This window comes from Mucilaginibacter sp. L196 (assembly GCF_009765905.1).
Classification (GTDB): Bacteria; Bacteroidota; Bacteroidia; order Sphingobacteriales; family Sphingobacteriaceae; genus Mucilaginibacter.
On the sequence record NZ_LMUO01000012.1, the window covers coordinates 106,577 to 130,676 of the forward strand.

Annotated in this window: 25 protein-coding genes; 13 read left to right on the forward strand and 12 right to left on the reverse strand. The window is 40.7% G+C overall.

What is annotated here, in order from left to right:
- Nucleotides 1-298 precede the first annotated feature (298 nt).
- From GSQ74_RS10505 to GSQ74_RS10515, 3 genes are all read right to left on the reverse strand, one after another.
- On the reverse strand, nt 299-1,024 hold the full coding sequence (locus GSQ74_RS10505; RefSeq protein ID WP_158992959.1) for an SDR family oxidoreductase: 726 nt from the start codon (nt 1,022-1,024) through the stop codon (nt 299-301).
- Between the two features lie 73 nt (nt 1,025-1,097).
- Entirely contained in the window at nt 1,098-1,991 is an 894-nt protein-coding gene (locus tag GSQ74_RS10510) for a helix-turn-helix domain-containing protein (RefSeq protein WP_158992961.1), read from the reverse strand.
- A 271-nt stretch (nt 1,992-2,262) separates the two neighbouring features.
- A complete protein-coding gene (locus tag GSQ74_RS10515) occupies nt 2,263-3,744 on the reverse strand; it encodes a TonB-dependent receptor (protein ID WP_158992963.1) in 1,482 nt (493 codons plus the stop codon).
- Nucleotides 3,745-3,953: 209 nt separating this feature from the next.
- Between GSQ74_RS10515 and lysS the strand changes: the two genes are divergently transcribed.
- From lysS to tsaB, 5 genes are all read left to right on the forward strand, one after another.
- Entirely contained in the window at nt 3,954-5,675 is a 1,722-nt protein-coding gene (gene lysS / locus GSQ74_RS10520; RefSeq protein WP_158992965.1) for a lysine--tRNA ligase, read from the forward strand.
- Between the two features lie 203 nt (nt 5,676-5,878).
- A complete protein-coding gene (gene rpmH / locus GSQ74_RS10525) occupies nt 5,879-6,037 on the forward strand; it encodes a 50S ribosomal protein L34 (protein ID WP_158992967.1) in 159 nt (52 codons plus the stop codon).
- Between the two features lie 71 nt (nt 6,038-6,108).
- A complete protein-coding gene (gene rnpA, locus GSQ74_RS10530) occupies nt 6,109-6,495 on the forward strand; it encodes a ribonuclease P protein component (protein ID WP_158992969.1) in 387 nt (128 codons plus the stop codon).
- Nucleotides 6,492-6,737 carry a membrane protein insertion efficiency factor YidD gene (gene yidD / locus GSQ74_RS10535; RefSeq protein WP_158992971.1) on the forward strand — a complete coding sequence of 82 codons (246 nt, stop codon included), beginning with the start codon at nt 6,492-6,494 and terminating at the stop codon, nt 6,735-6,737. The genes rnpA and yidD overlap by 4 nt, the downstream gene beginning before the upstream one ends.
- Before the next feature lie 73 nt (nt 6,738-6,810).
- The gene (gene tsaB, locus GSQ74_RS10540; protein ID WP_158992973.1) at nt 6,811-7,491 is read left to right on the forward strand and encodes a tRNA (adenosine(37)-N6)-threonylcarbamoyltransferase complex dimerization subunit type 1 TsaB; all 681 of its coding nucleotides are present in this window, start codon (nt 6,811-6,813) and stop codon (nt 7,489-7,491) included.
- 1 nt (nt 7,492) lies between these two features.
- On the opposite strand, the gene GSQ74_RS10545 is transcribed toward tsaB, so the two are convergent.
- Both GSQ74_RS10545 and GSQ74_RS10550 read right to left on the reverse strand, forming a co-directional pair.
- Complete coding sequence (locus tag GSQ74_RS10545) at nt 7,493-8,926, reverse strand: DUF5723 family protein (protein ID WP_158992975.1); 1,434 nt, start codon at nt 8,924-8,926, stop codon at nt 7,493-7,495.
- A gap of 113 nt (nt 8,927-9,039) precedes the next feature.
- Nucleotides 9,040-10,635 carry a hypothetical protein gene (locus tag GSQ74_RS10550; RefSeq protein ID WP_158992977.1) on the reverse strand — a complete coding sequence of 532 codons (1,596 nt, stop codon included), beginning with the start codon at nt 10,633-10,635 and terminating at the stop codon, nt 9,040-9,042.
- A gap of 87 nt (nt 10,636-10,722) precedes the next feature.
- On the opposite strand from GSQ74_RS10550, the gene GSQ74_RS10555 reads away from it, so the two are divergent.
- The 3 genes from GSQ74_RS10555 (at nt 10,723) to GSQ74_RS10565 (ending at nt 14,355) form a co-directional block, all read left to right on the forward strand.
- Nucleotides 10,723-11,115: a DUF423 domain-containing protein gene (locus GSQ74_RS10555; protein ID WP_158993151.1), complete on the forward strand. Its 393-nt coding sequence runs from the start codon at nt 10,723-10,725 to the stop codon at nt 11,113-11,115.
- Nucleotides 11,115-13,601, forward strand: coding sequence for a primosomal protein N' (gene priA / locus GSQ74_RS10560; protein ID WP_158992979.1), 2,487 nt, complete (start codon nt 11,115-11,117; stop codon nt 13,599-13,601). Before GSQ74_RS10555 ends, priA begins: the two co-directional genes overlap by 1 nt.
- A 97-nt stretch (nt 13,602-13,698) precedes the next feature.
- Nucleotides 13,699-14,355, forward strand: a complete 657-nt coding sequence (locus GSQ74_RS10565) for a protein-L-isoaspartate(D-aspartate) O-methyltransferase (RefSeq protein WP_158992981.1) — start codon at nt 13,699-13,701, stop codon at nt 14,353-14,355.
- A gap of 117 nt (nt 14,356-14,472) precedes the next feature.
- Here GSQ74_RS10565 and smpB read toward each other — a convergent pair whose 3' ends face one another.
- The 3 genes from smpB to GSQ74_RS10580 are packed head-to-tail and all read right to left on the reverse strand — an operon-like array spanning nt 14,473 to nt 17,478.
- A complete protein-coding gene (smpB, locus tag GSQ74_RS10570) occupies nt 14,473-14,925 on the reverse strand; it encodes an SsrA-binding protein SmpB (RefSeq protein WP_158992983.1) in 453 nt (150 codons plus the stop codon).
- Between the two features lie 19 nt (nt 14,926-14,944).
- Nucleotides 14,945-16,831, reverse strand: coding sequence for an Nramp family divalent metal transporter (locus GSQ74_RS10575; RefSeq protein ID WP_158992985.1), 1,887 nt, complete (start codon nt 16,829-16,831; stop codon nt 14,945-14,947).
- The gene (locus tag GSQ74_RS10580) at nt 16,828-17,478 is read right to left on the reverse strand and encodes a metal-dependent transcriptional regulator (protein ID WP_158992987.1); all 651 of its coding nucleotides are present in this window, start codon (nt 17,476-17,478) and stop codon (nt 16,828-16,830) included. The genes GSQ74_RS10575 and GSQ74_RS10580 overlap by 4 nt, the downstream gene beginning before the upstream one ends.
- Nucleotides 17,479-17,606: 128 nt before the next feature.
- Here GSQ74_RS10580 and GSQ74_RS10585 point away from each other — a divergent pair, with 128 nt between their 5' ends.
- Nucleotides 17,607-18,077 carry an Lrp/AsnC family transcriptional regulator gene (locus tag GSQ74_RS10585; protein ID WP_158992989.1) on the forward strand — a complete coding sequence of 157 codons (471 nt, stop codon included), beginning with the start codon at nt 17,607-17,609 and terminating at the stop codon, nt 18,075-18,077.
- A 59-nt stretch (nt 18,078-18,136) separates the two neighbouring features.
- On the opposite strand, the gene ung is transcribed toward GSQ74_RS10585, so the two are convergent.
- Nucleotides 18,137-18,820 carry a uracil-DNA glycosylase gene (gene ung, locus GSQ74_RS10590; RefSeq protein WP_158992991.1) on the reverse strand — a complete coding sequence of 228 codons (684 nt, stop codon included), beginning with the start codon at nt 18,818-18,820 and terminating at the stop codon, nt 18,137-18,139.
- Between the two features lie 73 nt (nt 18,821-18,893).
- Here ung and GSQ74_RS10595 point away from each other — a divergent pair, with 73 nt between their 5' ends.
- Nucleotides 18,894-19,445 carry a DUF2892 domain-containing protein gene (locus GSQ74_RS10595; protein ID WP_158992993.1) on the forward strand — a complete coding sequence of 184 codons (552 nt, stop codon included), beginning with the start codon at nt 18,894-18,896 and terminating at the stop codon, nt 19,443-19,445.
- Between the two features lie 77 nt (nt 19,446-19,522).
- On the opposite strand, the gene GSQ74_RS10600 is transcribed toward GSQ74_RS10595, so the two are convergent.
- On the reverse strand, nt 19,523-19,738 hold the full coding sequence (locus tag GSQ74_RS10600) for a hypothetical protein (RefSeq protein WP_158992995.1): 216 nt from the start codon (nt 19,736-19,738) through the stop codon (nt 19,523-19,525).
- A 107-nt stretch (nt 19,739-19,845) separates the two neighbouring features.
- Here GSQ74_RS10600 and GSQ74_RS10605 point away from each other — a divergent pair, with 107 nt between their 5' ends.
- The gene (locus GSQ74_RS10605) at nt 19,846-20,526 is read left to right on the forward strand and encodes a ChaN family lipoprotein (RefSeq protein ID WP_254060860.1); all 681 of its coding nucleotides are present in this window, start codon (nt 19,846-19,848) and stop codon (nt 20,524-20,526) included.
- The gene (locus tag GSQ74_RS22750; protein ID WP_254060861.1) at nt 20,465-20,746 is read left to right on the forward strand and encodes a ChaN family lipoprotein; all 282 of its coding nucleotides are present in this window, start codon (nt 20,465-20,467) and stop codon (nt 20,744-20,746) included. The genes GSQ74_RS10605 and GSQ74_RS22750 overlap by 62 nt, the downstream gene beginning before the upstream one ends.
- Nucleotides 20,747-20,818: 72 nt before the next feature.
- Here GSQ74_RS22750 and mscL read toward each other — a convergent pair whose 3' ends face one another.
- Nucleotides 20,819-21,229: a large-conductance mechanosensitive channel protein MscL gene (gene mscL, locus GSQ74_RS10610; protein WP_158992997.1), complete on the reverse strand. Its 411-nt coding sequence runs from the start codon at nt 21,227-21,229 to the stop codon at nt 20,819-20,821.
- A gap of 151 nt (nt 21,230-21,380) precedes the next feature.
- Between mscL and rpoN the strand changes: the two genes are divergently transcribed.
- Nucleotides 21,381-22,856, forward strand: a complete 1,476-nt coding sequence (gene rpoN, locus GSQ74_RS10615) for an RNA polymerase factor sigma-54 (protein WP_158993000.1) — start codon at nt 21,381-21,383, stop codon at nt 22,854-22,856.
- Nucleotides 22,857-22,973: 117 nt separating this feature from the next.
- Here rpoN and GSQ74_RS10620 read toward each other — a convergent pair whose 3' ends face one another.
- Complete coding sequence (locus GSQ74_RS10620; RefSeq protein ID WP_158993002.1) at nt 22,974-23,990, reverse strand: type IX secretion system membrane protein PorP/SprF; 1,017 nt, start codon at nt 23,988-23,990, stop codon at nt 22,974-22,976.
- Nucleotides 23,991-24,100: the final 110 nt, after the last annotated feature.

The window sequence follows — 24,100 nt, forward strand, 5'->3', positions numbered from 1 at the left end:
ACTAAGGCCTGTGTAGTATGAGCGGATAGCACGGGCCGGAGGCAACGCCCAACCTATTTTTAGACTTTTGCGCGCTTCGTTGACTCACCCGGTCTTGCTGCGCTCGACCACCCTCTCTTCGCCTGCGGCGGAAAGAGGGGAAGGTATGTAAAAGCCTTAAGAAGTTTTTGAAACTTCATAAGACTGGCAACGTTTATGGCAATGCTGGATATAAAACAGAATTGTCATTCTGAGGAACGAAGAATCTGTACAGTGTAAACTACTTTCCAGATTCTTCGTTCCTCAGAATGACAATTTACTACCACGGGCTAACCCCGGTTTCCGGATTATTGTCATCACTGAAGAAACCGCCGGTTGGGCCGTTTTGGTCGATAGTGGCATATTTGACTACTCTTGCGGCTGCATCTTCTACCGTGCCGGGGCCGCTGTGATGGTTGAAGTCGGTTGCGGTATAACCGGGGTCGACAGCGTTTACTTTGAAGGCTGTATCTTGCAGCTCATAAGCCAACACAATAGTATAGGCATTCAATGCCGATTTTGACGGGCCATAGGCAGCACTTTTTACTTTGTAGTACTTCCAACTTGGGTCGGCATGTAGGGTAAGCGAACCTAAGCCGGAGGTTACGTTTACGATCCTTGGCTCAGCTGATTTCTTCAATGTATCTAAAAATGCTTTAGTCACGTTGATCACGCCGAAGAAATTAGTATCAAATACTTCACGGATGGTATCAGTGGTGGTTGCTAAAGCAGTTTGCGGGATGCCACCACTGATGCCCGCATTGTTGATTAATACATCAAGCGAATCGATCTGCTTGCTTGCGGCTTCGATAGATGCGGGGTTGGTTACATCAATCTGGATAGCTTTAACATTGATTAGTCCCTCGGTTTTTAATTTGGCAACGGCTTCTTCGCCTTTCGCTAAATCACGGGCACCTAAGTAAACAAAATATCCTTGTTTTAATAATTGGCGGGTTGCTTCAAAGCCAATGCTTTTGTTGGCTCCTGTTATCAATACTTTTTTCATATGTGCTGTATGTTATTTATTACAACACAAAGGTAGCCGGTATGTTAGCGGTGAGAGTGCACTCCTAAAGGTTTCACTGGTACATTTCACGGATGGTGGTACGATACTCCATCGGCGTGTGTTTTGCCAACCGTTTAAAGAACCTGTTAAAGTAAGAAGCATCCTCAAAACCCAACTGAAAAGCGATTTCCTTAATAGAATGCTCAGTATGGAAAAGTAATCTTTTGGCTTCGAGGATCAAGCGCTCGTGTACGTGGGTGATAGCAGGCTTGCCGCTTTGCTCCTTAACCACTTCGCTCAAGTGCCCGGCGGAGATGTTGAGCATATCGGCGTAAGCGGTTACCTCGTGGGTTTGAGTATAAGATTCCTCTATTTTGGAGAGGTATTTTTTCAGCATCAGCCTGTCGGGCGTTTGCGCGGCATTGCTGTACTGCCCGGTGTACAGCCTGCTTAGGTAGATCATCAGCACTTGTATATAGGCCATCATCATGCTATGCTGCCAGTTGTTTTGGGCGATGTACTCGGCATACATTTTCTCCAGGATGTCTTCGATGAAAACTACATCATCAGTATTCAAACTAATCTCATGCCCGTTATACTTGTTTTGAATGACAGGTAATTGTTTTAATGAGCTATTGCCCTCTAAGGCCAAAAACTCTTCGGTAAAAGCCATTATCATACCTGTGAGTGGTTCAGCTTCTTCTTTTAGCTGCACCTGGTGTGGTACGGTGAAGTAAAAAGTATCGGGTTTTAGCGTATAAGGCGTCATGTCGATCCAATGCCTGCTGCTCCCCTGCCTTACCAGGCAAAAAAAGTAATAATCCTTACGGTGTGGTTGCAAAAAATCCGACCGCACCATGCTCATGCTGCAATCCACCTTATCCATCCGGAGCATTTTATTGCCGGTGAGGATATCAGGTTCCAGTTGAAATTTGGGAATGACGGTTTCAGTATCGGAATAATACATACTACAAATAACGGGAAAAAGACGATGGAATTTGCTCGATTTTTAATTCTAACAAGTATAAAAACTATCATTTTTAGGAATTTTTCGGGCTATTTCCGATCAAAAACAGGCATTTTCAGGACATTTTTTGAGGAAAATCAGTCTAAAGTCACACTTTTCCGAACATTTTTAACACCTAAAAACCCACTTTTTTAGTGCTTTTAGGGCATAAAATCGCTAAAAAGTGTACCAAATGTACCATCTGTTTCACTTGTACCGTGGTGCAGCGCAGTTAAATATCGTTGTCTTCGCTCGATGCGGTTAGCACCTGCTCTTTACTTGCATCAGCATTAAAAGTATAGCCAAATAGCTTACGCTCTTTAATCATAGCGGCAACATCGGCGGGTACATATTGCTCCCAGCCCTCAACGCCTTGTTTGATCAGTTGCAGTACAATGTCAGTTTGCACATGCAGGTTATTCTCATTGTAATGGTGAATATCCTCTATCTTATTGTTGGCGATCAGGTAGCGATATAAGTCGATCAAGTGCGCAGGCGGGTTAAAGCGCAGGCAATTCCAGATCACGCCATCACGCAGGGTTGGGTAGATGAACAGCTTCACCTTACGGCTAAACAGCGTGGCAAAGGACTCCAAAATACCGCCGGGAAGCTCTTTATAGTGTTCTTCGGAGAAGATGTATTCTAAGTTAGGATAGCCTAAAACCACACCCAATTTCAGGATAGTGATCTTGGACAGATAGGACACCAGTTTATAATACTCGTGAAAATTTGAGATCAATACTGTTTGCCCAAGCGAGCAAAGAATATCTACCCTATCCAGGAAATCCTTTTCGTCGATCTCGGCGGACTCATCGGCATTGCGCTCTTTCAGGGATTGCAGGGTGAGCTCGGTGATCACCACTACGTTTTTGGGATCAACATCGGGTTCCTGCATAAACTGCTTTACGCCGGTACTCAACATATCCAAATGCACATTAATAATCGGACGAAAACGCCCACGGATCACCACTATGTGCTTTTTATACAATACCTCAGATGGCTGCTGGTTCTTGCCATCCGGACCAAATACCGCAGCATCTGAGAAACCATATTTCACCAGGTGAAGGCTCATCAGCCTGTTATCTACCTTAGTAAAGTTAGGGCCTTCAAAGCGTATCATATCTATCTGCAAACGATCTTTTGACAGCTCGTCCATCAGTGATAGCAAAAACAAAGGCGGATTATCGTGGTAATAGAAACAGGCGTAAATCAGGTTTACGCCTAAAGTGCCTACCGCTTGTTGTTGTAAATTATTGTCATTATCCAACAGCTTTACGTGTAGTACCACATCATTATACTCACCATTTGGCTCTAACTGGAACCGTACGCCCATCCAACCGTGACCATCATTTGTTTTATGATAATTAAGCGCCGACATGGTATCCGAAAACGCAAAAAAGGTGGTGGTACTACCGCGTTGCTCGGCAAGGCGTTCAATTAAAAGGCCATATTCACGCTCAAGCATCGATATTAAGCGAGGTTCGCTCACATAACGGCGACTTTGTTGCGCTCCATAAATAGCATCAGAAAAAATCATGTCGTAGGCCGACATGGTTTTTGCTACTGTTCCCGCTGCGGCACCTGCTTTAAAAAAATTGGCTGCAACATCCTGCCCTGCACCTATTTCGGCAAATGACCCATAAATTTGAGGGTCGAGATTTATAGCTAAAGCTTTTTGTTTTGTGCCGATGTCCGTATTCTGAATGGGAGTCATACGCTTTGTATTTAATATTCCGGGAGCAATATCCTACGTTGGATAAGATGTGTAAAAATACAGTTTTTTAATTAATCGCGATACAAAATTTAGCACTAAGTGTACATATTACACCCAGCTGAATCTTCGCATTTGTTAATAAATAGCTTGTTTACAAACACATCGCACCATATCTAAAAAAACGCTATTTTTGCAACTTTGATAAAAATATGAGTATTGCACTATCCGAACAGGAAATTTTACGCCGCGAATCATTACAACAGCTTCGCAATTTGGGTATCAACCCATACCCTGCCGAAGCTTTTGATGTGACCGCATGGGCAAAGGATATAACCGAAAACTTTGAAGCCAGCCCTGATACTTACCAGCATGTAACCCTTGCCGGCCGTATCATGACACGCCGCATTATGGGCAGCGCCTCGTTTGCTGAGTTACAGGATTCAACAGGCCGCATCCAGATCTATTTAAAACGTGATGATATTTGCCCTGATGAGGATAAGACATTATACAATACCGTATTCAAAAAGTTATTAGATATTGGTGATTACATCGGCGTTAAAGGTTATGTTTTCCTAACCCAAACCGGCGAAATTTCTGTACACGTACAGCAATTATTCGTTTTGTCGAAATCATTAAAACCACTTCCGGTTGTGAAACGCGACGAGGAAGGTAATATCCACGATGGGTTCACCGACCCTGAGCAACGTTACCGCCAACGTTATGTGGATTTGACCGTTAACCCAGATTTTAAACAGATCTTCATCAACCGCTCAAAAGTGATTAGCAGTATGCGCGATTATTTTAACAGCGAAGGTTGGATGGAAGTGGAAACACCAATACTACAACCTGTGCATGGTGGTGCGGCGGCAAGGCCATTCGCTACACATCATAATACACTGGATATGCCGTTGTTTTTACGCATAGCCAACGAACTTTATTTAAAACGACTGATAGTTGCCGGATTTGACGGCGTATACGAGTTTGGTAAGATGTTCCGTAATGAGGGCATGGACCGCACACATAATCCGGAATTTACCTCGGTAGAAATATATGTGGCCTACAAGGACTATATATGGATGATGGAAATGGTGGAGAAATGCCTTGAGCATGTAACCCGTGCTATACATGGCATCCCGGTAGTGCAATATGGCGCTAACGAGATCAATTTCGCAGGACCATATGTAAAACTATCCATGTATGATTCAATCTTGAAATATACCGGGATTGATGTATCTGAAATGGATGAAGCAGGCCTGCGTGAAACTTGTGCCGATTTGGGTATTGAAACCAATGAAAGCATGGGTAAAGGTAAATTGATTGACGAGATATTCGGCGCAAAAGTGGAGGTTAATCTGATACAGCCAACCTATATAACCGACTACCCTATCGAGATGACTCCGCTTGCCAAAAAGCATCGCAGCAAAGAAGGCCTTGTAGAGCGCTTTGAGCTGTTTGTAAACGGCAAGGAGATAGCTAACGCCTACTCGGAATTAAACGACCCTATAGACCAGCGTGAGCGCTTTGAGGACCAGCTATTATTAGCAGGTCGTGGGGATGATGAGGCAATGGCGATGGATGATGACTTTTTACGCGCGTTGGAATATGGTATGCCGCCAACATCAGGCCTGGGTATAGGTATCGATCGTTTAGTGATGATGATGACCAACCAAAGCACCATACAGGAAGTATTATTCTTCCCGCAGATGCGCCCGGAGAAAAAATCAAAAATTGCTACCCTTGACGATTTTGTAAATATTGGTGTACCGCCGGAATGGGTGCCTGTATTAAATAAAATGGGCTTCAACACCGTTGAAGAACTAAAAGCGGCCAATCCCAACAAAGTATTTAATGACCTTGGCGGAATGCGTAAGAAACTAAAGCTGAATATAGATATGCCTGTAAAAGAGGTAGTAATGGCGTGGTTTGAGTAATTCCCCTTGTCATTCTGAGCATAGCGAAGAATCTATCGATGGGCATTTGCGCTATATATAACGGATAGATTCTTCGCTATGCTCAGAATGACAAGTTATATAAAACAATCTCTTAACTAATTTCAAATTCCGCTTTTAACTTTTAACTTTAATTACTACATTTGCGCTCTTGTTTTTTTAAACAACGATAGAATAAAATAATCATGAAAAGAACTTTCCAGCCTTCTCAAAGAAAAAGAAGAAATAAACACGGTTTCCGTGAGCGTATGGCATCAGCTAACGGCAGAAGAATATTAGCAGCTAGAAGAGCTAAAGGTAGAAAAAGACTGTCAGTATCTGACGAAGGTCGTCATAAAGCATAAGCTGGTTGCAATTTCCTTTATAGGAATTTGAGCCGTTATTTGCTTAATTTTCGGCTCCGCATCAGCAAAATATGTATACTTTTAAAAAAGAAGAACGTTTATGTAATAAAAAGCTTATTGACGAGCTTTTTCATAAGGGTTCTTCTTTTTTGTGCTATCCCTTCAAGGCGTCATGGCTTCTGGTTGATGATGCGTCACAAACAGTCCCTGCCCAGCTATTAATTTCTGTTTCCAAACGGCGTTATAAACACGCGGTTGATCGAAACCAGGTAAAACGCCGTCTGCGCGAAGCCTATCGCCTCAACAAACAGCAGCATTTGTACGAATTGCTTGCAGTCGCCAATAAAAAAATCATCATTTCCATAGGTTACATTGGCAAGCAGATAGAATCTTATGAGCTTTTCGACAAAAAAATGCTCAAGCTATTAAAACAGTTAAGCGAGGAACTGGCCAAATGATGCTCATCTACAACTTATTTAAAGCTATTTTAGGCGGTATCTTCCTGGTGCTGATAAAGATATATCAATACTTTATATCGCCTATGACAGGCGCTTCTTGTCGCTATACCCCTACCTGTTCGCAATATGGGGTAGAAGCTATCAAAAAACATGGCGCTTTTAAGGGCGGATGGTTAACTTTGAAACGCATTGCCAGTTGCAACCCCTGGGGAGGCCACGGGCATGATCCGGTACCGGATTAAGTTAAAAAGTTGAAATTCAAAAAGCGCTTAATTAAGTACTAGCTACTTGATACTAAATACTCGATACTAACAAATGATTTTACAAATAGAAACCGCCACTACCGTTTGCTCTGTTGCTTTGTCGAAGGATGGCGAGGTATTGACTGTTAAACAGATGGATCAGCGCAATATACATGCTGAGGTTATCACTTTGTATATTGAAGAATTACTTACCACAACCGGCACCCAATACAACGACCTGGATGCTATAGCTGTAAGTTGCGGACCTGGTTCTTATACCGGCTTGCGTATAGGCGTATCAACCGCTAAAGGCTTATGCTATGCGCTGGATAAACCACTTATCGCTATTGAAACATTAGAATCAATGGCCTATGGCGCGATAAGTGAAAGCGAATTAGCTACCGGCGCCACCTTGCTTTGCCCCATGATTGATGCCCGTCGCATGGAGGTGTATACTGCTATTTTTAATACTAAAGCAGAACGAATTAATCCCACTACCGCGGAGATCATCGATGAAAACAGCTTTGCTGACTTGTTAAGTAGCAATAAGATTTTATTTTTTGGTGATGGTGCCGAGAAATGCCGCGAAACATTAAATAACCCTAACGCATTGTTTTTAGAAAGTTTTGCCAACTCCGCAAGCTATCTTACTAAAAAAGCTACAGAAAAATTTGCAGCAAAAGATTTTGAGGATGTGGCCTACTTTGAGCCCTACTATTTAAAGGATTTTATCGCCGGAAAAAAGAAAGCTTAATTTATTCAGACATCGCTTTATCGTCGCTCGGTTTAAATAATTTATCCCATAGCCTACCTAAAAATCCTTTTTCTTCGCCCATTGGTATGTGGCTCGCATTCATCGGGTGTTCAATCACCGGGCCGAATTTCATGGAGAACCCTATCGATATATCAGCGCCTGTAAATGCACCCGTTTTATCTATCTGGCTGTGGCTCTTAAGCGCAATAGCTGTTGCATCTGCAGTTTGTGGCAGCTGGCTACTCGCGATAAAAAATTCCGCATTATGCGATTTGACCATAAACTGGGTACCTAGTTTAAAAAGCTTGTCTTCATAACTGGTAACCAGTGTAAATGAATAATTCTGATATTGTATTGGGCTAACCAAAGCCGTGGTAAAACCACTATAAAACAACTCTTTGGATAAAATAAGGGTGGGCGCATATCTTAAATCTGTTTCCTCATCACTCAGTAAAAAGGATTTTGAACCGCTTAATTCAAACCTACCATCTAATGGTGTATTATATGAGCCTTTGATAACTTTTCCACCTGTAACTTTATCGTTAACAGCATCATACACATTGGTTTCCCTCTTAGCAGAGGTAAGATCATATATACCTGTTTCACCGCTAAAATCATAAGTTTCAGCATACTTATTCCAGTGAATAAACCCCAGGTTTTTTAGATTGGTTTGTATAATAAACGCATCAGGAGTACGATAAGTGGTACCAATACTTACATCAATACCGGGGTTACTAAATGGCAGCTTACTAAATCCAGCCTTTTGTTCGGTGCCTTGCAGCCGTAATGTTGCTGAATCAGCTGCTTTATCAAAAGTAATGCTTGATTGATCGATATGAACATTCTGCGCGCTCATACCCGATACCAGGCCTACTTTTAGGCCAAAAGCAAGCTGTTTTGTTACCTGCTCGCGATAAGTGGCACCTACTTCGTTATATAGTTGGTAGCTATAACGAGAATTAAATATATTGTTGTAAGCGTTATTCGGGAAATTTGCCGAGCCATTTAATAAGGCTATACTTTCATCAGTAAATGCACCACGACCATCAAGCTTGGTATCAACAAAAAAGCCTAATTCAACATCACCATCAAAACTACTGAAGGCTTTAAACATGATAGAATAAGCATTGGCGTTAACATTAACGTTATTGTACTTATTGCCAGAGCCTATTTGTAAGGCTGAATTATTATAATTATCGTTTATATAACGATTTTTTAGCGTTTGCTGAGCGTCCCCTGTCAAGGTGAAATTAGCATCAAAATTTGGGACAAAAAAGTTAAACGCGTAGCTACGACTAGTATCTGGAGTAAATGATTTCTGGGAAGGATTTTCAAATGAATCGTAGAGCGTACCTGTATTATATTGCGAAAATTCCTGGGCGAACGCCCCGGAAGCGGAAAACAGCAAGAAAAAAACTATTAGAAATCTCTTCATATACTAACCCTAAATCAATTCTCACTAAAGATAAATTATGCTTGCCAACAAATTGCATTAGAAAGCTAAAAATATGGCAAAACCCGTTGTTATCTTTTTGTTAACAACAGGTTTTACTGAAATTCATTGTTTACGGCTGTGGTATCAACATTGTTTAGCCGCATACAGAAGTTAGTGTAAAAATTTTCATCAGCCGATGATAACTGGTATGATGCTCCATAAAAGCTTTTCCATCCCGGGTTATTATTTTCAAAAGAACTATAAACATCCGGGTTCATATCCCTTTTTAATAGCTGCTGAGAATTTTTAAAATTGATAAAAAATGCCACATTGCTTCGTTCAGACAGCAGATCATAAAACTGGTTATACGCATCGGTTTTACTTAAAAATTTACGGTTGAGGTAAGTATCAGAATAACTGCTTAATTCCTTTTGACTGGTGGCCAGTATCAGGTAGTTATCCAGTATCATAAAATAAGGTTTTTTCAAGATCCCAAAAGCATCTCCCAATAAAAAGAAAGGCAATTTACTATACTTGAATTGCCCCATATTACCAGTAACCATGTTGCTGATGTTAGTCATAAAAGGCAACAGTTTTGATCCATCCTTAACTGATATTATGGCATATTTTTCTTCGTAACGTGTAGTTACAATGGCAAACTCGTTTCCTAATAAGTTATTAAATTCTGTTCTCAAACTTATCCCGGCTTCGGCCTTAATCTTTTTAAAAAGTGAATCCTGCTCTTTTTGTATCCCGGCTTTTACATGATATTGGTAAAGATCTGCCCCAAATTTCAGCGGATCAGAAACTGACAAATTAGTGCTGTAAGCTGTAGTGGCAGGGAATATATCCTTTAAATGATTCACAACCGGTTGCTGACTGGTAAAAATATCCAGATAAGTGAAAGAGCCTTTTTGTAATGTTGATATGCCGCTGAACATGAATGCGTCACTCTTATAATTCAAGCTCAAAACTGCATTGGCGGATAACAGCTTAAAACTCCTGAATATATCAGTATTGTTTACAAAGAGCTTGCTAAACAACGGCGTTAACTGCTCATAATTCACATATAAATTAGCCAGCGAATTGGCGTTTTGTTGTTCGGATAACAACACAAAATCATGCTTATTACCTTTAAATTTGGTTTGGGCACTAAGTTCTGCCAATTCTTCGGAGAAACTTCCGGCGAAAATGCCTTCCCCTTTATCAACCACATAAAACCGTTTTTTAATGGAATTAAAGTAAATGCTGTAACCTTTAGCTCCTTGCGCATGCAACGGGTTAACAATCAATCCGCTGTTTTTTTCTGCGGATAGTTGGCCTATCAGTCCTTCATCAAAACCTTTACCGGCAGATAGGGTGAGCAACAGATCAACTCCATTATCTTTAAGCGTATGTAACGAAATAAACAAACTCTGCCCGTTAAAGTATTTGGCAATTAATGGATTACCGAGCAACACATCGCGTACAGTATCAATATCAGCTATTTGATTTTTACCGGTTACTGATTCCAATAACGTATTGCCGTTAAAAATATCGTAGAAACTCTTCTCGTTGGTAAACTGAAATATCACCGCAGCATTATCGGGTATGGCGGCCATTACCCTGCTGGTGTTGGAGCCCGGCGGATTCAGATTTTTAAAATACACCACCGTAATAGCCGCCGTAGCTATCAATAAAATTATAGTGGTTATTATCTGTTTCTTCATAATAGTTTATACGTGCAATTTATGATTTTTACCAACGGTCAATAAACTAATCCTATCATTTGGTTAACTTAGCCTTTTATCATGATGATGAATAAACGAATAATTATTACCGCTTCGATTTTTGGTTTACTTGCCGTTATAGCAGGGGCATTTGGCGCTCATGGTTTAAAGCCTTACCTGGATGCCGACAAACTCGAAGTTTGGCATACAGCAGTACAATACCAGTTTTACCATGTTTTCGCGTTATTGTTCCTGTCAACGTTTGCACGTACCAAAAATAGCTTAATTAGTACCAGTTATTATCTATTTACTTTCGGTATTGTGTTTTTTTCGGGTTCATTATACATGTTAGCCTGCCGCGATCTGTTAGGATGGAGCTGGCTGCCATGGGTTGGCCCGGTTACTCCGCTAGGTGGCTTACTGTTTATTATTGGCTGGATAACCCTTGCCATGGCCGCCTACAGAAATAAAACCGCCTAATGTTAGAATTTGCCGAAGCCGGATACTCCGACCGTAAAACGCTTTTTGTTGAAGTGATACTGCCCTTAGCTATAGCCAAAAACTATACCTACCGCGTACCATTTGAACTAAATGATAGCGTAGCTATAGGCAAACGGGCCGTGGTACAATTCGGCAAAAGCAAATTATATACGGCCATCATCGCCGGTATCGGCACACAACCTCCTGAAAAGTACGAAGCCAAGTATTTGGTAGAGATTTTGGATGATAAACCAGTTGTAACGCACGAACAACTCCACTTTTGGCACTGGATAGCCGATTACTACATGTGCAATCTGGGTGAAGTCATGAACGCCGCCCTCCCATCAGCATTAAAACTGGCCAGCGAAACCAAGATCGTGTTAAATAAGGATTTTGAGTTCGATAAGTCGACTTTACATGATAAAGAGTTTTTAATTGTTGAAGCGCTTGAAATTCAACCGGAATTAACAGTAAGCGATATTGTTAAGCTGCTTGGTCAAAAGCAGGTGATGCCTTTACTGAAGATCCTTTTTGAAAAGAACATCATCAATATATCCGAAGAAGTAAGCGAGCGTTACAAACCACGCCGGCGGACTTTCATCACGCTTAACCCTATCTATAATAATCCCGATCAACGACAGGAATTATTTGCTATACTGGAGAAAAGGGCGCCTAAACAGGCTGATGCAGTACTGGCCTATCTGAAATTATCCCGTCAACAAAAAAGCATTTCGAAGAGTGAGCTAATCGAAGAAAGCGGTGCGGGCGATGCCAGTATTAAAAGTTTGATTGAAAAAGAAATCTTCATCCCGGAATATAAAAATGTTAGTCGTTTATATTACGAGGAAGAAGAGGCCATAGGGAATTTTGAACTAAGTGAGCAACAGCAATCCGGCCTGCAAAGTATAAGCGACCAATTTGGTGAAAAAGATGTGGTTTTATTGCATGGCGTTACCTCATCCGGCAAAACGCAGCTTTATATCAGGTTGATTGAGGAGATGATCAACTCTGGCAGACAAGTACTTTATTTATTGCCCGAAATAGCCCTAACTACGCATATAATTGAACGTTTGCGCATGTATTTCGGTGCAGATATTGGCGTATACCACTCTCGGTTTAATGATAGCGAGCGGGTTGAGGTTTGGCAAAAAGTATTGAACCACGAGTATAAAGTGGTTTTAGGTGCACGCTCATCTGTATTTCTACCTTTTAATGACCTGGGGTTGATTATTGTTGATGAGGAACACGAAACATCTTACAAACAATACGATCCGGCTCCGCGATACAATGCCCGCGATGCGGCTATTTTTTTAGCAAATATGCATGCGGGTAAGGTTTTACTTGGCTCGGCTACGCCATCGTTTGAGAGCTATTACAATGCCCGCACACATAAATATGGTTTTGTTGAACTAACCGAGCGTTTTGGAGGTGTAGAAATGCCCCTGGTTGAAATCGTCAGCATCGCCGAAGAAACCAAAAAGAAAACTATACAATCGCACTTTACCAGTGTGTTGATTGCCGATATCCAACAGGCTTTAGCCAATAAGGAGCAGGTGATCCTGTTTCAAAACCGCCGTGGATATGCGCCAGTTTTAATGTGTAAAACATGCGCATACACGCCTAAGTGTGTTAATTGCGATGTTAGCCTCACCTACCATAAAAGCAGCGGAAAACTGCATTGCCATTATTGTGGTTATAGAGAGGATTCGCCATCTATTTGCCCGGCATGCGGATCAACACATTTGGAGTATAAAGGCTTTGGCACCGAAAAAATAGAGGACGAATTAAGCCTGATATTGCCCGAGGCCCGAATAGCCCGTATGGATTTGGATACTACCCGATCCAAAAACTCATTGCAAACCATTCTTAATAATCTGGAGGAAAAGAAGATAGATATTTTAGTAGGCACCCAAATGGTGGCTAAGGGTTTGGATTTTGCGGATGTTACCGTTATCGGTATTATCAATGCGGATAGCTTGCTCAAATTCCCGGATTATCGAGCTAACGAGCGCAGTTTCCAAATGCTGGCGCAAGTAAGCGGCAGGGCTGGTAGGCGTGGCAAACAGGGCAAGGTAGTTATCCAAACTTACGACCCGAACCATCGCGTAATAAAACAGGTAATAGAAAATGATTATGCCGACCTCTACTTTACCGAAATGAGCGAGCGTAAAAGCTTTAGTTACCCACCTTTTTCGCGCATCATCAATTTAGATATAAAGCATAAACAACCTGAAGTACTATATAACCAGGCGCAATATTTGGGTAATGAACTCCGCAAACATTTCGGCGAACGAGTTATCGGGCCGCAACCACCTTTGGTTAGCCGGATACGGAATTATTATATCCAATCCATCCTGTTAAAGTTTGAAAAGGATGCAGTTTCTATTAATAAAGCTAAGGCTATAATCAGAGACGTTATTACTCAATTTCAGACCACAAAATTGAGTAAGGGAAGCATTGTTCAGCCAGATGTCGATCCTTACTAACTGTTGATAATTTAACAGCCTTAATTACATCATCTTAATTTTATCTACATTAAAGTCATTAGCTAAATCCTAAAAATACTAGTAAATTAGCCATGCAATGGCATACAAGTACATCGATAATTACCGCGAACAAGGGGCAAGAAAGAAACTGGTTGAGGTTTTAAGAAAGAAGGGTATCGAAGATGAGAATGTATTAACCGCCATCGGCTCCATGCAGCGCCATTATTTTTTTGATGAGACCTTTTGGAACCAAGCTTATAAAGATATTGCCTTCCCCATTGGTGCTGGGCAAACTATATCTCAGCCCTATACTGTTGCTTACCAAACCGAGCTTTTGCACATCCGCAAAGATGATAAGGTATTGGAAATTGGTACAGGCTGCGGATACCAAACCTGCATATTAATGAAACTGGGCGCTAAGGTTTATACCATTGAGCGCCAGAAAACCTTATATGAACACACCAAACAAGTGCTACCATACCTGGGCTATAAACCCAATTTCTTTTTAGGTGACGGATCAAGGGGCATAGCCGGACATGCGCCGTATAACAAAATTATTGTGACTGCAGGTGCTCCCACAGTACCCGAGGAATTATTAAAGCAACTGGCTATTGGTGGAATTATCGTTATCCCTGTAGGTGATGAGTCTCAGCAAAAAATGGTTACCATATTAAAAACCGGCGAGCATGATTATGAGAAGCATGTATTAGATACATTCAGGTTTGTACCGCTGAAGGGTGAGAATGCGTGGTAACGTCATATTTTCTAATAAATTTTTTGTCATTCTGAGCATAGCGAAGAATCTGTAAAGTAGTTTACACCGTACAGATTCTTCGCTGCGCTCAGAATGACAAGAGGGAAAGAATAGAGATTACCTTTTCATCGCCCTATCCATTTCAACCTTAACATCCCGTTCTTTCATGGTTTCGCGCTTATCGAAGGTCTTTTTACCTTGGGCTAAACCTATTTCAAGCTTGGCAAAACCGCGTTCGCTAATAAATAAAGCTAATGGTACTATGGTTAAGCCTTTTTCTTCTCCCCTTGTAAGTAGTTTTTTTAATTCCTTTTTATTCAGCAATAAAACACGATCGCGTTTGGCTTCGTGATTATAAAATGAGCCGAATGAATACTCCGCAATATGCAGGTTACGCACATAAAGCTGACCGTTAATAAAAGTGCAGAAAGCATCATTCACATTGGCTTTACCATCGCGTATTGATTTTATTTCGGTACCCAACAGTTTTATACCGGCAACGTATTTATCCAGTATGATATATTCAAAATAGGCTTTCTTATTCTTTATGTAGATCTTATCGTCGCTCATTATACTGCAAATATGCGAATTATTTTCCTCCTGCCTTAACTATCAGTACTGGTACCTGAACCCGGTGGCGCACTTTATTAACCGTAGTACCAAAAAGTAAATCTTTAATGGCCTTATGCCCATGCGACCCCATCACTATAAAATCTACCCCCTCTTTTCTCACAATATCAGCTATAGCCGTGGCCGGGGAACCGTAACCAATTTGTGCGTTGGCATTGTAATGTAGCTTCTTCATGGCATCCACATATCGTTGTAAATTATCTACATCACTTTGTGTTTCCTGGTCTAATACCTCATTACCATAATACCTTGCTCCGGCAGTTTCAACCACATGTATCAGCGTGTACACCGCATGCTTGCCACCTTGCATTATCGCATGCCTTATAGATTCTGTATCATTCTGCGAAAAATCAATACTCACCGCAATGTGATGGTATTTAACGGCATCGAGCTCGTCGATAACGGTTGCCAGGCCATGCGGTATGTAAGTAGGTTGATCCTTATGTTTAAATAACAACGGCCGTAAAAGTACATACAGCATCAACGCTACCACTGCAAATATTACAGGTTCAACCAAAAAGTGTATCCACATTGCCGCTGAATGAGATGCATGTACCCACTCGCCAAGTTGTTGGACAACCAATTGGGCGTTTAGGCCTATAATAATTATCGCGCAAGCCCATGCTAATATTTTTGTTTTTAGGTCGATGGCGAATTTGCCCATCTTCTTTTTATCAGAAGTAAAATGAATCAACGGAACCACCGCAAAACCCAATTGCAAGCTTAAAACCACCTGACTCAATATAATCAAATTCCCCAAGCCCGTTTCCCCATAATAAAGTATAGTAAACACAGCCGGAACAATAGCCATCAATCGCGTAAGCAAACGGCGAAGCCAGGGTTCAATACGCAAATTGATGTGGCCCTCCATAATAATCTGCCCGGCAAGTGTGCCCGTGATGGTTGAACTTTGGCCTGATGCAATCAACGCGACGGCAAACAATACCGGCGCTAATGACCCGAATATGTGTTCAAGCAGTTTATAGGCATCCTGAATTTCGGCAACTTTAAAAAATCCGTTAGTAAAAAACGCGCTCGCGGCTAATATCAAAATGGCGGCATTTATAACAAAGGCCACGTTAAGCGCTATAACGGTATCAAAAACATTAAACCTAATTGCAGATCGTATTCCCTCATCGGTACGGGTTATCTTACGCGTTTGCACTAATGACGAGTGCAGATACAGGTTATGCGGCATCACTGTTGCGCCAATTATACCTATAGCCAGGTATAGGGCATCACCACTCAACATGTTGGGCATAAAACCTTTGGCAATTGCTACCACATCAGGTTTTACGATAAACATTTCGACCAGAAACGATATCCCGATGATAAATATCATAGAAATAATGAAGCCTTCCAGCTTGCGCATGCCTTTGTTCATCAGGAAAAGCATCAGCACCGTATCGGTTATGGTAAGCGATACACCCCATATCAATGGCAAATGGAATAGCAGGTTTAAACCTATCGCCATACCAATAATTTCGGCCAGATCACAGGCTATAATGGCTATTTGAGCCAATATGTACAGGCAAAAATTTATAAAGCGATTGTAGGTATGTTTTGATGCCTGCGCAAGGTCCATACCGCGCACTATACCCAGCCTCGCACTTAATGACTGCAACAGCAACGCAATCAGATTTGATACAAACAATATCCATATCAACCGGTAACCAAAAGCGCTACCGCCCGCTATATCCGTAGCCCAGTTACCCGGGTCCATATAACCAACGCTAATTAAATAAGCCGGGCCAATAAAAGCCAAAAACTTGCGCCAACCGGTTTTATTTTCGGTTGATACTGAGCTATGCACATTGGCTAATGATTCGTTGTGATTATCGCTCATATTACAATTAATAAATTGTTGGCTACCTCACGGCTAATGTGTATTTTCTTATCGTCAGCTTGTAATATCATAGAGTTATCGTATTCATTAATTTCTGTCACTTTAATTTTTTTGCCTATGGTGAGTTGTTGTTTTTCGAGATACTGTAAAAACCCTGCTGAATGATCACGCACTCCGGAAATAATCCCACTTCCACCAACCTCAATAGTGCCTATTGGTTTAAGCTCATGCGCCTTAAAATTACCATCGCTATCGGGTATCGGGTCGCCATGCGGATCATACTTGGGGAAATTCATAAACTTATCCAGGCGATTAACCAATTCCATGGATGATATATGCTCCATCTCTTCGGCCATTTCATGTACCTCATCCCATTTAAAATTCAATTTTTCCACCAAAAAATATTCCCAAAGGCGGTGCTTACGGACAATTTGCAAGGCTATCTTTTCACCGGCGGCGGATAAACTCACGCCCTGGTAACGGGCATAGTTTATAAGCTGTTTATCAGCCAGTTTTTTAAGCATATCCGTTACCGAAGCGGCCTTGGTATTTAACAAAGCAGCCAACTGGTTTGTGCTTACACTCTGACTGTTAAGCGACAAATGATAGATAGATTTTAAGTAGTTTTCTTCGGCTAATGTATTCATTTTAAGCAAAGCTAATAATAAATTTAGACAAGTCTAAATTTTTAACAATAAAAAATATGCTTTCGTGAAAACCTTTTTTCAAAAAATTTTATTTTGTGAGATAACTAAAATCTATATTTGCACCCATTATGGCAGCTGAACTCGATAAAATAGATTTGCAAATCCTTAAGATTTTGCAGGAGAATGGACGTATTACAAATCTTCAACTTTCAAACGAGATAGGACTGTCGCCCGCCCCTACCTTAGAACGTGTACGCAAGCTGGAAAATGCTGAATACATTAAAAGCTACCACGCTTTGGTTGATGAAGAAAAACTGGGCCTGGGAATCAAAACTTTCATACAGATCTCATTGGATTTTCACCAGAAAAACACCATACAAACTTTTGTTGATGAAATACAGAACATCCCGGAGGTAACAGAATGTCACCACGTAACCGGGCAGTGTGATTTTCTGTTAAAAGTATATGTACGCGACATTAAATCATACGAACAATTAATCATGGAAAAAATTAGCCGCATCAGTGTGGTTAAAACTTTCCAAACCATGATGATCATGTCAACCAGCAAAAAGGAACCGATAGTTCCGTTGGAATACTAAACCCCACCCAACCCTCCCCGGTAGGGAGGGCTTAAAAAGTCTCCCCTGCCGGGGGAGATTTAGAGGAGGCTGATTTGCCAATCAATCTCCTTCTTACCTTCCTTTCGCAGTATTTCATTTGTTTTTGAAAATGGTTTTGATCCAAAGAAGCCGCGGTCGGCAGAAAATGGTGAGGGGTGTGGCGATTTGATTATGAAATGCTTTTCTTGATCGATCAGCTCAGCCTTAGCCTGCGCAAAGGCTCCCCAAAGTATAAATACAATTCCTTCTTTTTTGTCCGAAATTGTTTTGATTACCATATCAGTAAAGGTTTCCCAGCCTTGTTTTTGATGTGAGCCTGCTGTTGCAGCCCGTACAGTTAAGCTTGCATTCAATAGCAATACTCCCTGCTCGGCCCATTCAGATAAATTACCATGCAACGGCATTTTGAAACCAGGAATATCAGTTATTAACTCTTTATAGATGTTTTGTAAGGAACGCGGGATAGGAATACCCTTTTGAACAGAAAAAGAAAGCCCATGTGCCTGGTTAGCGCCATGGTAAGGGTCCTGCCCAAGGATTACAACCTCTATCTTATCGAAAGGTGTTTTGTTAAAGGCCGCGAAAATATCAGCATTTCTTGGGTAAACAATTTGGCCAGATTCCTTTTCTTGTTTAAGGAATTGCCTTAGTTTAACCATGTATTCTTTATCAAATTCAGCTTCTAAAACTTTAAGCCACGAAGGCTCCATATCTATCGCCATAAATATTAATTATGTTGTTGATTTAACGTGCAAATAAACGGATATTTGCACTCAATTTATTGTATTACAAATTATGTCAAATATTTTTAGGTTAATAATATCATGCGTGTTTTTTGGCGGAGCCGTAGCGCTTTGCGCAACAGGCTCATGGTGGTGGGGTATCCTGGTATTACTTTTAGGCGGCATTGTATTGCTTAGCTTTTTCTTTAATGAAAACATGATTATATCGCAATGGTTTTTGCGCAAGGAACAAAGCGATAAGGCCGAGCTATGGCTTTTTAAAATTAAAGATTACGAAAAGGAATTAAATAAAACCCAATGGGGATATTATAACCTGTTAATTGGTTTGGTTGAATCGCGCAAAGCGCCTTTGAAATCTGAAAAATACTTCAAGAAATCATTACAGTTAGGCATGAAAATGTCGCACAATATTGCATTGGCTAAAATAAGCCTTGCCGGTATATCAATGGCTAAACGTAATAAACGCGAAGCCCAGATGTATTTGCAGGAAGCCGCGAAAGACGACAAAAACAAATTGCTTACCGAGCAGATAAAAATGATGAAGACCCAAATGGCCCAGATGGATAAGCAACAAGTGGTAAGAGGCGGGTTCAGGCAATTCTAAAAATCTACCAAACAAAAAAATAGACGTTCCGAAAACCGGGGCGTCTTTTTTGTTTGTGGCGATTTTTAACTTGAGAATTACTTCTCTTCCAGCGAACTGAAGTAATCAGGCTCTGATGAATGGTTCTGATTAGCCGACAAGTGCCTTTCAGGGGCAACAAAATCATCTTCTTCTGAAGGATTTGCTACCTCTACCATTTTCAACAAACTCCTTATAAACGAGAGGTTAAAATTACCCCTGTTAAGTTTGATTAAATATTCGCTTTCCGTTATTTCTAAGATTGAATTAGTCATATCTTTATTTTTTAAAATATCAGTTCATAAAATTAAACAACCTTATTTGCACAAAAGTGTTATTTCTTTTAAGGTTTCATTAACAAATTGTTACCAATTTCAATTTAATGGCTCGTTTAACTCCTTCAATAAAAGTCCTAAGCTTCTTGTTTTTAATATTTTCACCTTTGTTGAGTATTTGCCAGGATAGCTTATCCACTCATTATAAAATATTCAATACCAAAACGCAAAAGGCAGCTTCGCCCGACGATATTATTCGTGATATGAACAAAGCCGATGTACTGTTTTTTGGTGAGGAACATAATGATTCAACCGGCCACCAACTGGAGTATATTTTATTGAAAAAGATGGCGAAGCGTTATCCCGGCAAAACCGCGCTATCTATGGAGATGTTTGAGACAGACTGCCAAACAGTTTTGGATGAATATCTGGCCGGATTGATCCGCGATAAAAATTTTGAGACAGATGCCCGTGTTTGGCCAAACTATGATGATTATCGCCAGCTGATAGAGTTCGCGAAAGAAAATAAATTAGCTGTTATAGCTGCTAATGCTCCCGCACGTTACGCCAATATGGTAAACCGTTTAGGATTGAGTAGTTTGCAGCAATTAGATGCAACAGGTAAATCCTATCTCCCACCCTTGCCTATTGATACAGCAACGGGACCTTATCTGCAAAAAATTCGATCAGCTTATGGGTGGGCACAGTGCTATGCCGGGGATGCAGATGTACCAGGCACAAAATTTATGGGATGCTACAATGGGGTGGTCGATAGCCAAATTCATTAAAACTCACCGTGATTATAAAGTATTACAAATAAACGGCGGTTTCCATAGCGAAGAAAAGCTAGGATCAGCGGCGCAATTATTGCGTTATGATCCGAAGGTTCGGATAATTAATATCGCGGTTTATTCGGATGATAGTTTTACTAATCCTGATTGGAGCAAATTCAGCAAAATGGGTGATTATATTATCCTGACTGATCCGAAGTTGCCGAAGACTTTTTAAGAAAGAAACAAGAGCCAAGATGAAAGAAAAACCCATCTTCATTCTTGGCTCTTGTTTCTTAGCTCTTAAAAACTATTTTCCTTTCGCTAATAAATCGCGTATTTCGGTTAACAATAATTCTTCTTTAGTTGGTTCCGGATCAGCAACCGGTGCAGGCACTTCGTCTTTTTTCATTGAATTAATTCCTTTAACAACTAAAAAGATACAAAAAGCAACTATTACAAATTGAAAAATCACAGTTATAAAGTTACCATAGCGGATAGCAACCTCCGCTACTTTATGCAAAGGGTCGGCAGCTACAAGAACATATTTCTTGTCGGCAAAATCCACTTTGCCAGTTAAAATACCAATAGGCGGCATAATAATATCCTTTACTAAAGAGGTAACTATGGTACCGAACGCCGCACCAATTACAACACCCACTGCCAGGTCAATAACGCTGCCACGCATGGCAAATTCCTTGAATTCTTTTACAATAGACATAGATTGATTTTTTAAGTTTATTGAAGTTAGGAAATTTTAAAGTAAACAACCAAACAAATTATTTCTTTTTGTATTTAACAACATGGCGTCTCTTATCCGAACTTATTTTTTAGTTAAGGGTAATTGATGTATTTTTGCGACATCTATATATATGTTAAAACAAAATCTTCAACAAAAACTTTTACAAAAGCTCTCGCCTCAGCAAATACAATTTATTAAATTGCTGCAGGTGCCTACCGTTTCGTTAGATACCCGTATTAAAGAAGAGTTAGAGGAAAACCCCGCCCTTGAAGATCTTAGTTTAACTAACTTAAACGAACCCGAAGAACAATACCCTGACCGCGACCCGGATGAAGACACCTATAACGGCGACGAGGAAAAGGGCGAAATGGACGAGTTTAACATTGACGATTACTTACAGGAAGATACCGTAAGCGATTACGGGTCGCGATACGACCAAAATGGTGATGATGAAGATGAGCGCAAAGAGATACCTATCGCGGTACAAAGCTCGTTTTTCGAAAGTCTTCAAATGCAGCTCGATTTACTCCCATTATCAGATAAAGATTTCCAGATAGGTAAACAGATCATAGGCAGTTTGGATGATGATGGTTATTTACGCAGGCCAATCATGTCATTAACCGACGACCTTGCTTTTTCACAGAATGTGATGGCCGAGGATGAAGAAGTTGAGGAAATGCTGGCGGTTATTCAAAGTTTTGACCCGCCGGGGGTAGGCGCCCGCAGCTTGCAAGAATGCTTGCTGATACAATTACGCCGCAAAGACCCGAACGATCCTATTATAAAGAAAGCGATGAATGTGGTTGAACATTATTTAGATGAATTTACCCGCAAGCATTATGACAAGCTGGAAAAATCACTGAATATGTCATCAATAGAATTGCGTGGCGTGGTGAATGAAATATTAAAGTTGAACCCTAAACCGGGGGATAGCAATGAGGTAAATACCAAGCAAATGCAGGTAATACCCGATTTTCATATCATCAACAGCGATGGCGTACTTATACTTACCCTCAATTCAAAGAATGCACCTGAGCTTAGGGTGAGCCGCTCTTACCAGGAGATGTTTCAACATTATGATAAAGCTTCGCAAAAAGACAGGAAACTTAAAGAGGCTGTACAGTTTGTAAAGCAGAAACTCGACTCGGCTAAATGGTTTATTGATGCCATTAAACAGCGCCAACAAACATTGTTAAAAACAATGAATGCTATTATGCAATATCAATACGATTTCTTTTTAACAGGTGATGATAAAAATCTGAAGCCAATGATATTAAAGGATATCGCTGACAAAATCGCAATGGATATTTCTACCGTATCGCGCGTGGCTAACTCTAAATATGTACAAACAGAGCATGGTACTTATCTTTTAAAATCCTTTTTCTCTGAAGCGATTCAAACAGAAAGCGGCGAGGAAGTATCAAACAAAGAGGTTAAAAAAATACTGGAAGAACATATAGGCAAAGAGGACAAACGCCACCCTTTAGCCGATGAAAAATTAACTGATATTTTAAAAGAAAGCGGCTACAACATAGCCCGCCGTACCGTAGCGAAATACCGGGAGCAAATGAACATCCCGGTTGCAAGGTTGAGGAAGGAGTTATAGTTCTCACTTTGTCATTCTGAGCGCAGCGAAGAATCTTCTTCGACTTGCTAATTCGCCATACATTATTTAAGAAGATTCTTCGCTGCGCTCAGAATGACAATTAGAATAGAGACTAACCTAAAACGAATGCTGTGGGCAAGTAACCTGATATTTGTTGTTTAACAGTATCCCCAATACAATTTCATGTGTGCCGTTACTTACGGTATTAAGCGCTGAGGTAGTCATATCGTACGAGTAACCAACATTTATGGTTGAGTTGATATTGAACCCGGCTAATATACCAAATGAGTCGTCCCTGCGGTATGATCCGCCTAACCAAAACACATCCCTGAAAGAAATTTTGGCATTAACATCAAAAGTAAAAGGGACTGGATTGATCTCTTTTATCATAATTGATGGCATTACTGAAATATCATCAGATATAAAAAACTTATAACCTGCCGTAAAAAAAACCTGAGGTACTGTTTTATTTTGATAAACTGTATTACGGGAGTCAGCATAAAGCTTTTCAGGCAACACCTGCTGCACCGAAGCCCCTACATAATAATTTGACGAGTAAGCCCAAATGCCCACACTTAAATCAGGGCTCCAAACACCACCGCTGGCATCATCAATCGCAGGATCATCAGGGGTTGTGGTAGTTAATATTGATGTATTTAAACTTGTATGCGCAACACCTGCAGCCACACCCAGCGCCAAATTAAGCGTACTGGTTAGGCCGATATGATAGGCATAGGTTGCATCAATATTGGTAGCAGTTATGGGGCCTGCTTTATCGCTTACTAAAGTAAACCCAATTCCGTGGTGCGGCTCTGCAGCTTCATAATTTTGCAAATAAGATCTGCTGCCCGGATACTCCCCTCCTGCTGTTGGTAGTTCACTGGCATCGCCATTAATAAAATTGCTGCCTATTGGGGTGTTTATGGTGAAGAAAGTTGTAACTGGCGCACCTTGCAGGCCTGTCCATTGGCTACGATACCCTAATTTTACATCAGTATAATTTTCGATACCGCTGAGTGCCGGGTTTAATAAAAAGTTATTAAAAACATATTGCGTGTATTGCGGCTTTTGCTGCGCCGATACTAATGCTGTAGATGAGATTAATAAAATTAATACAAGTAAAGTTCTCTTCATTTATACAATAAAATAGCCACCCTTTAAATAACATTGCTGTCATTTAAAAGAATTAAATAACAAATAATAAGTGTTTGGGCGGTAGATAATTGTGTTAATATCCTATCTCA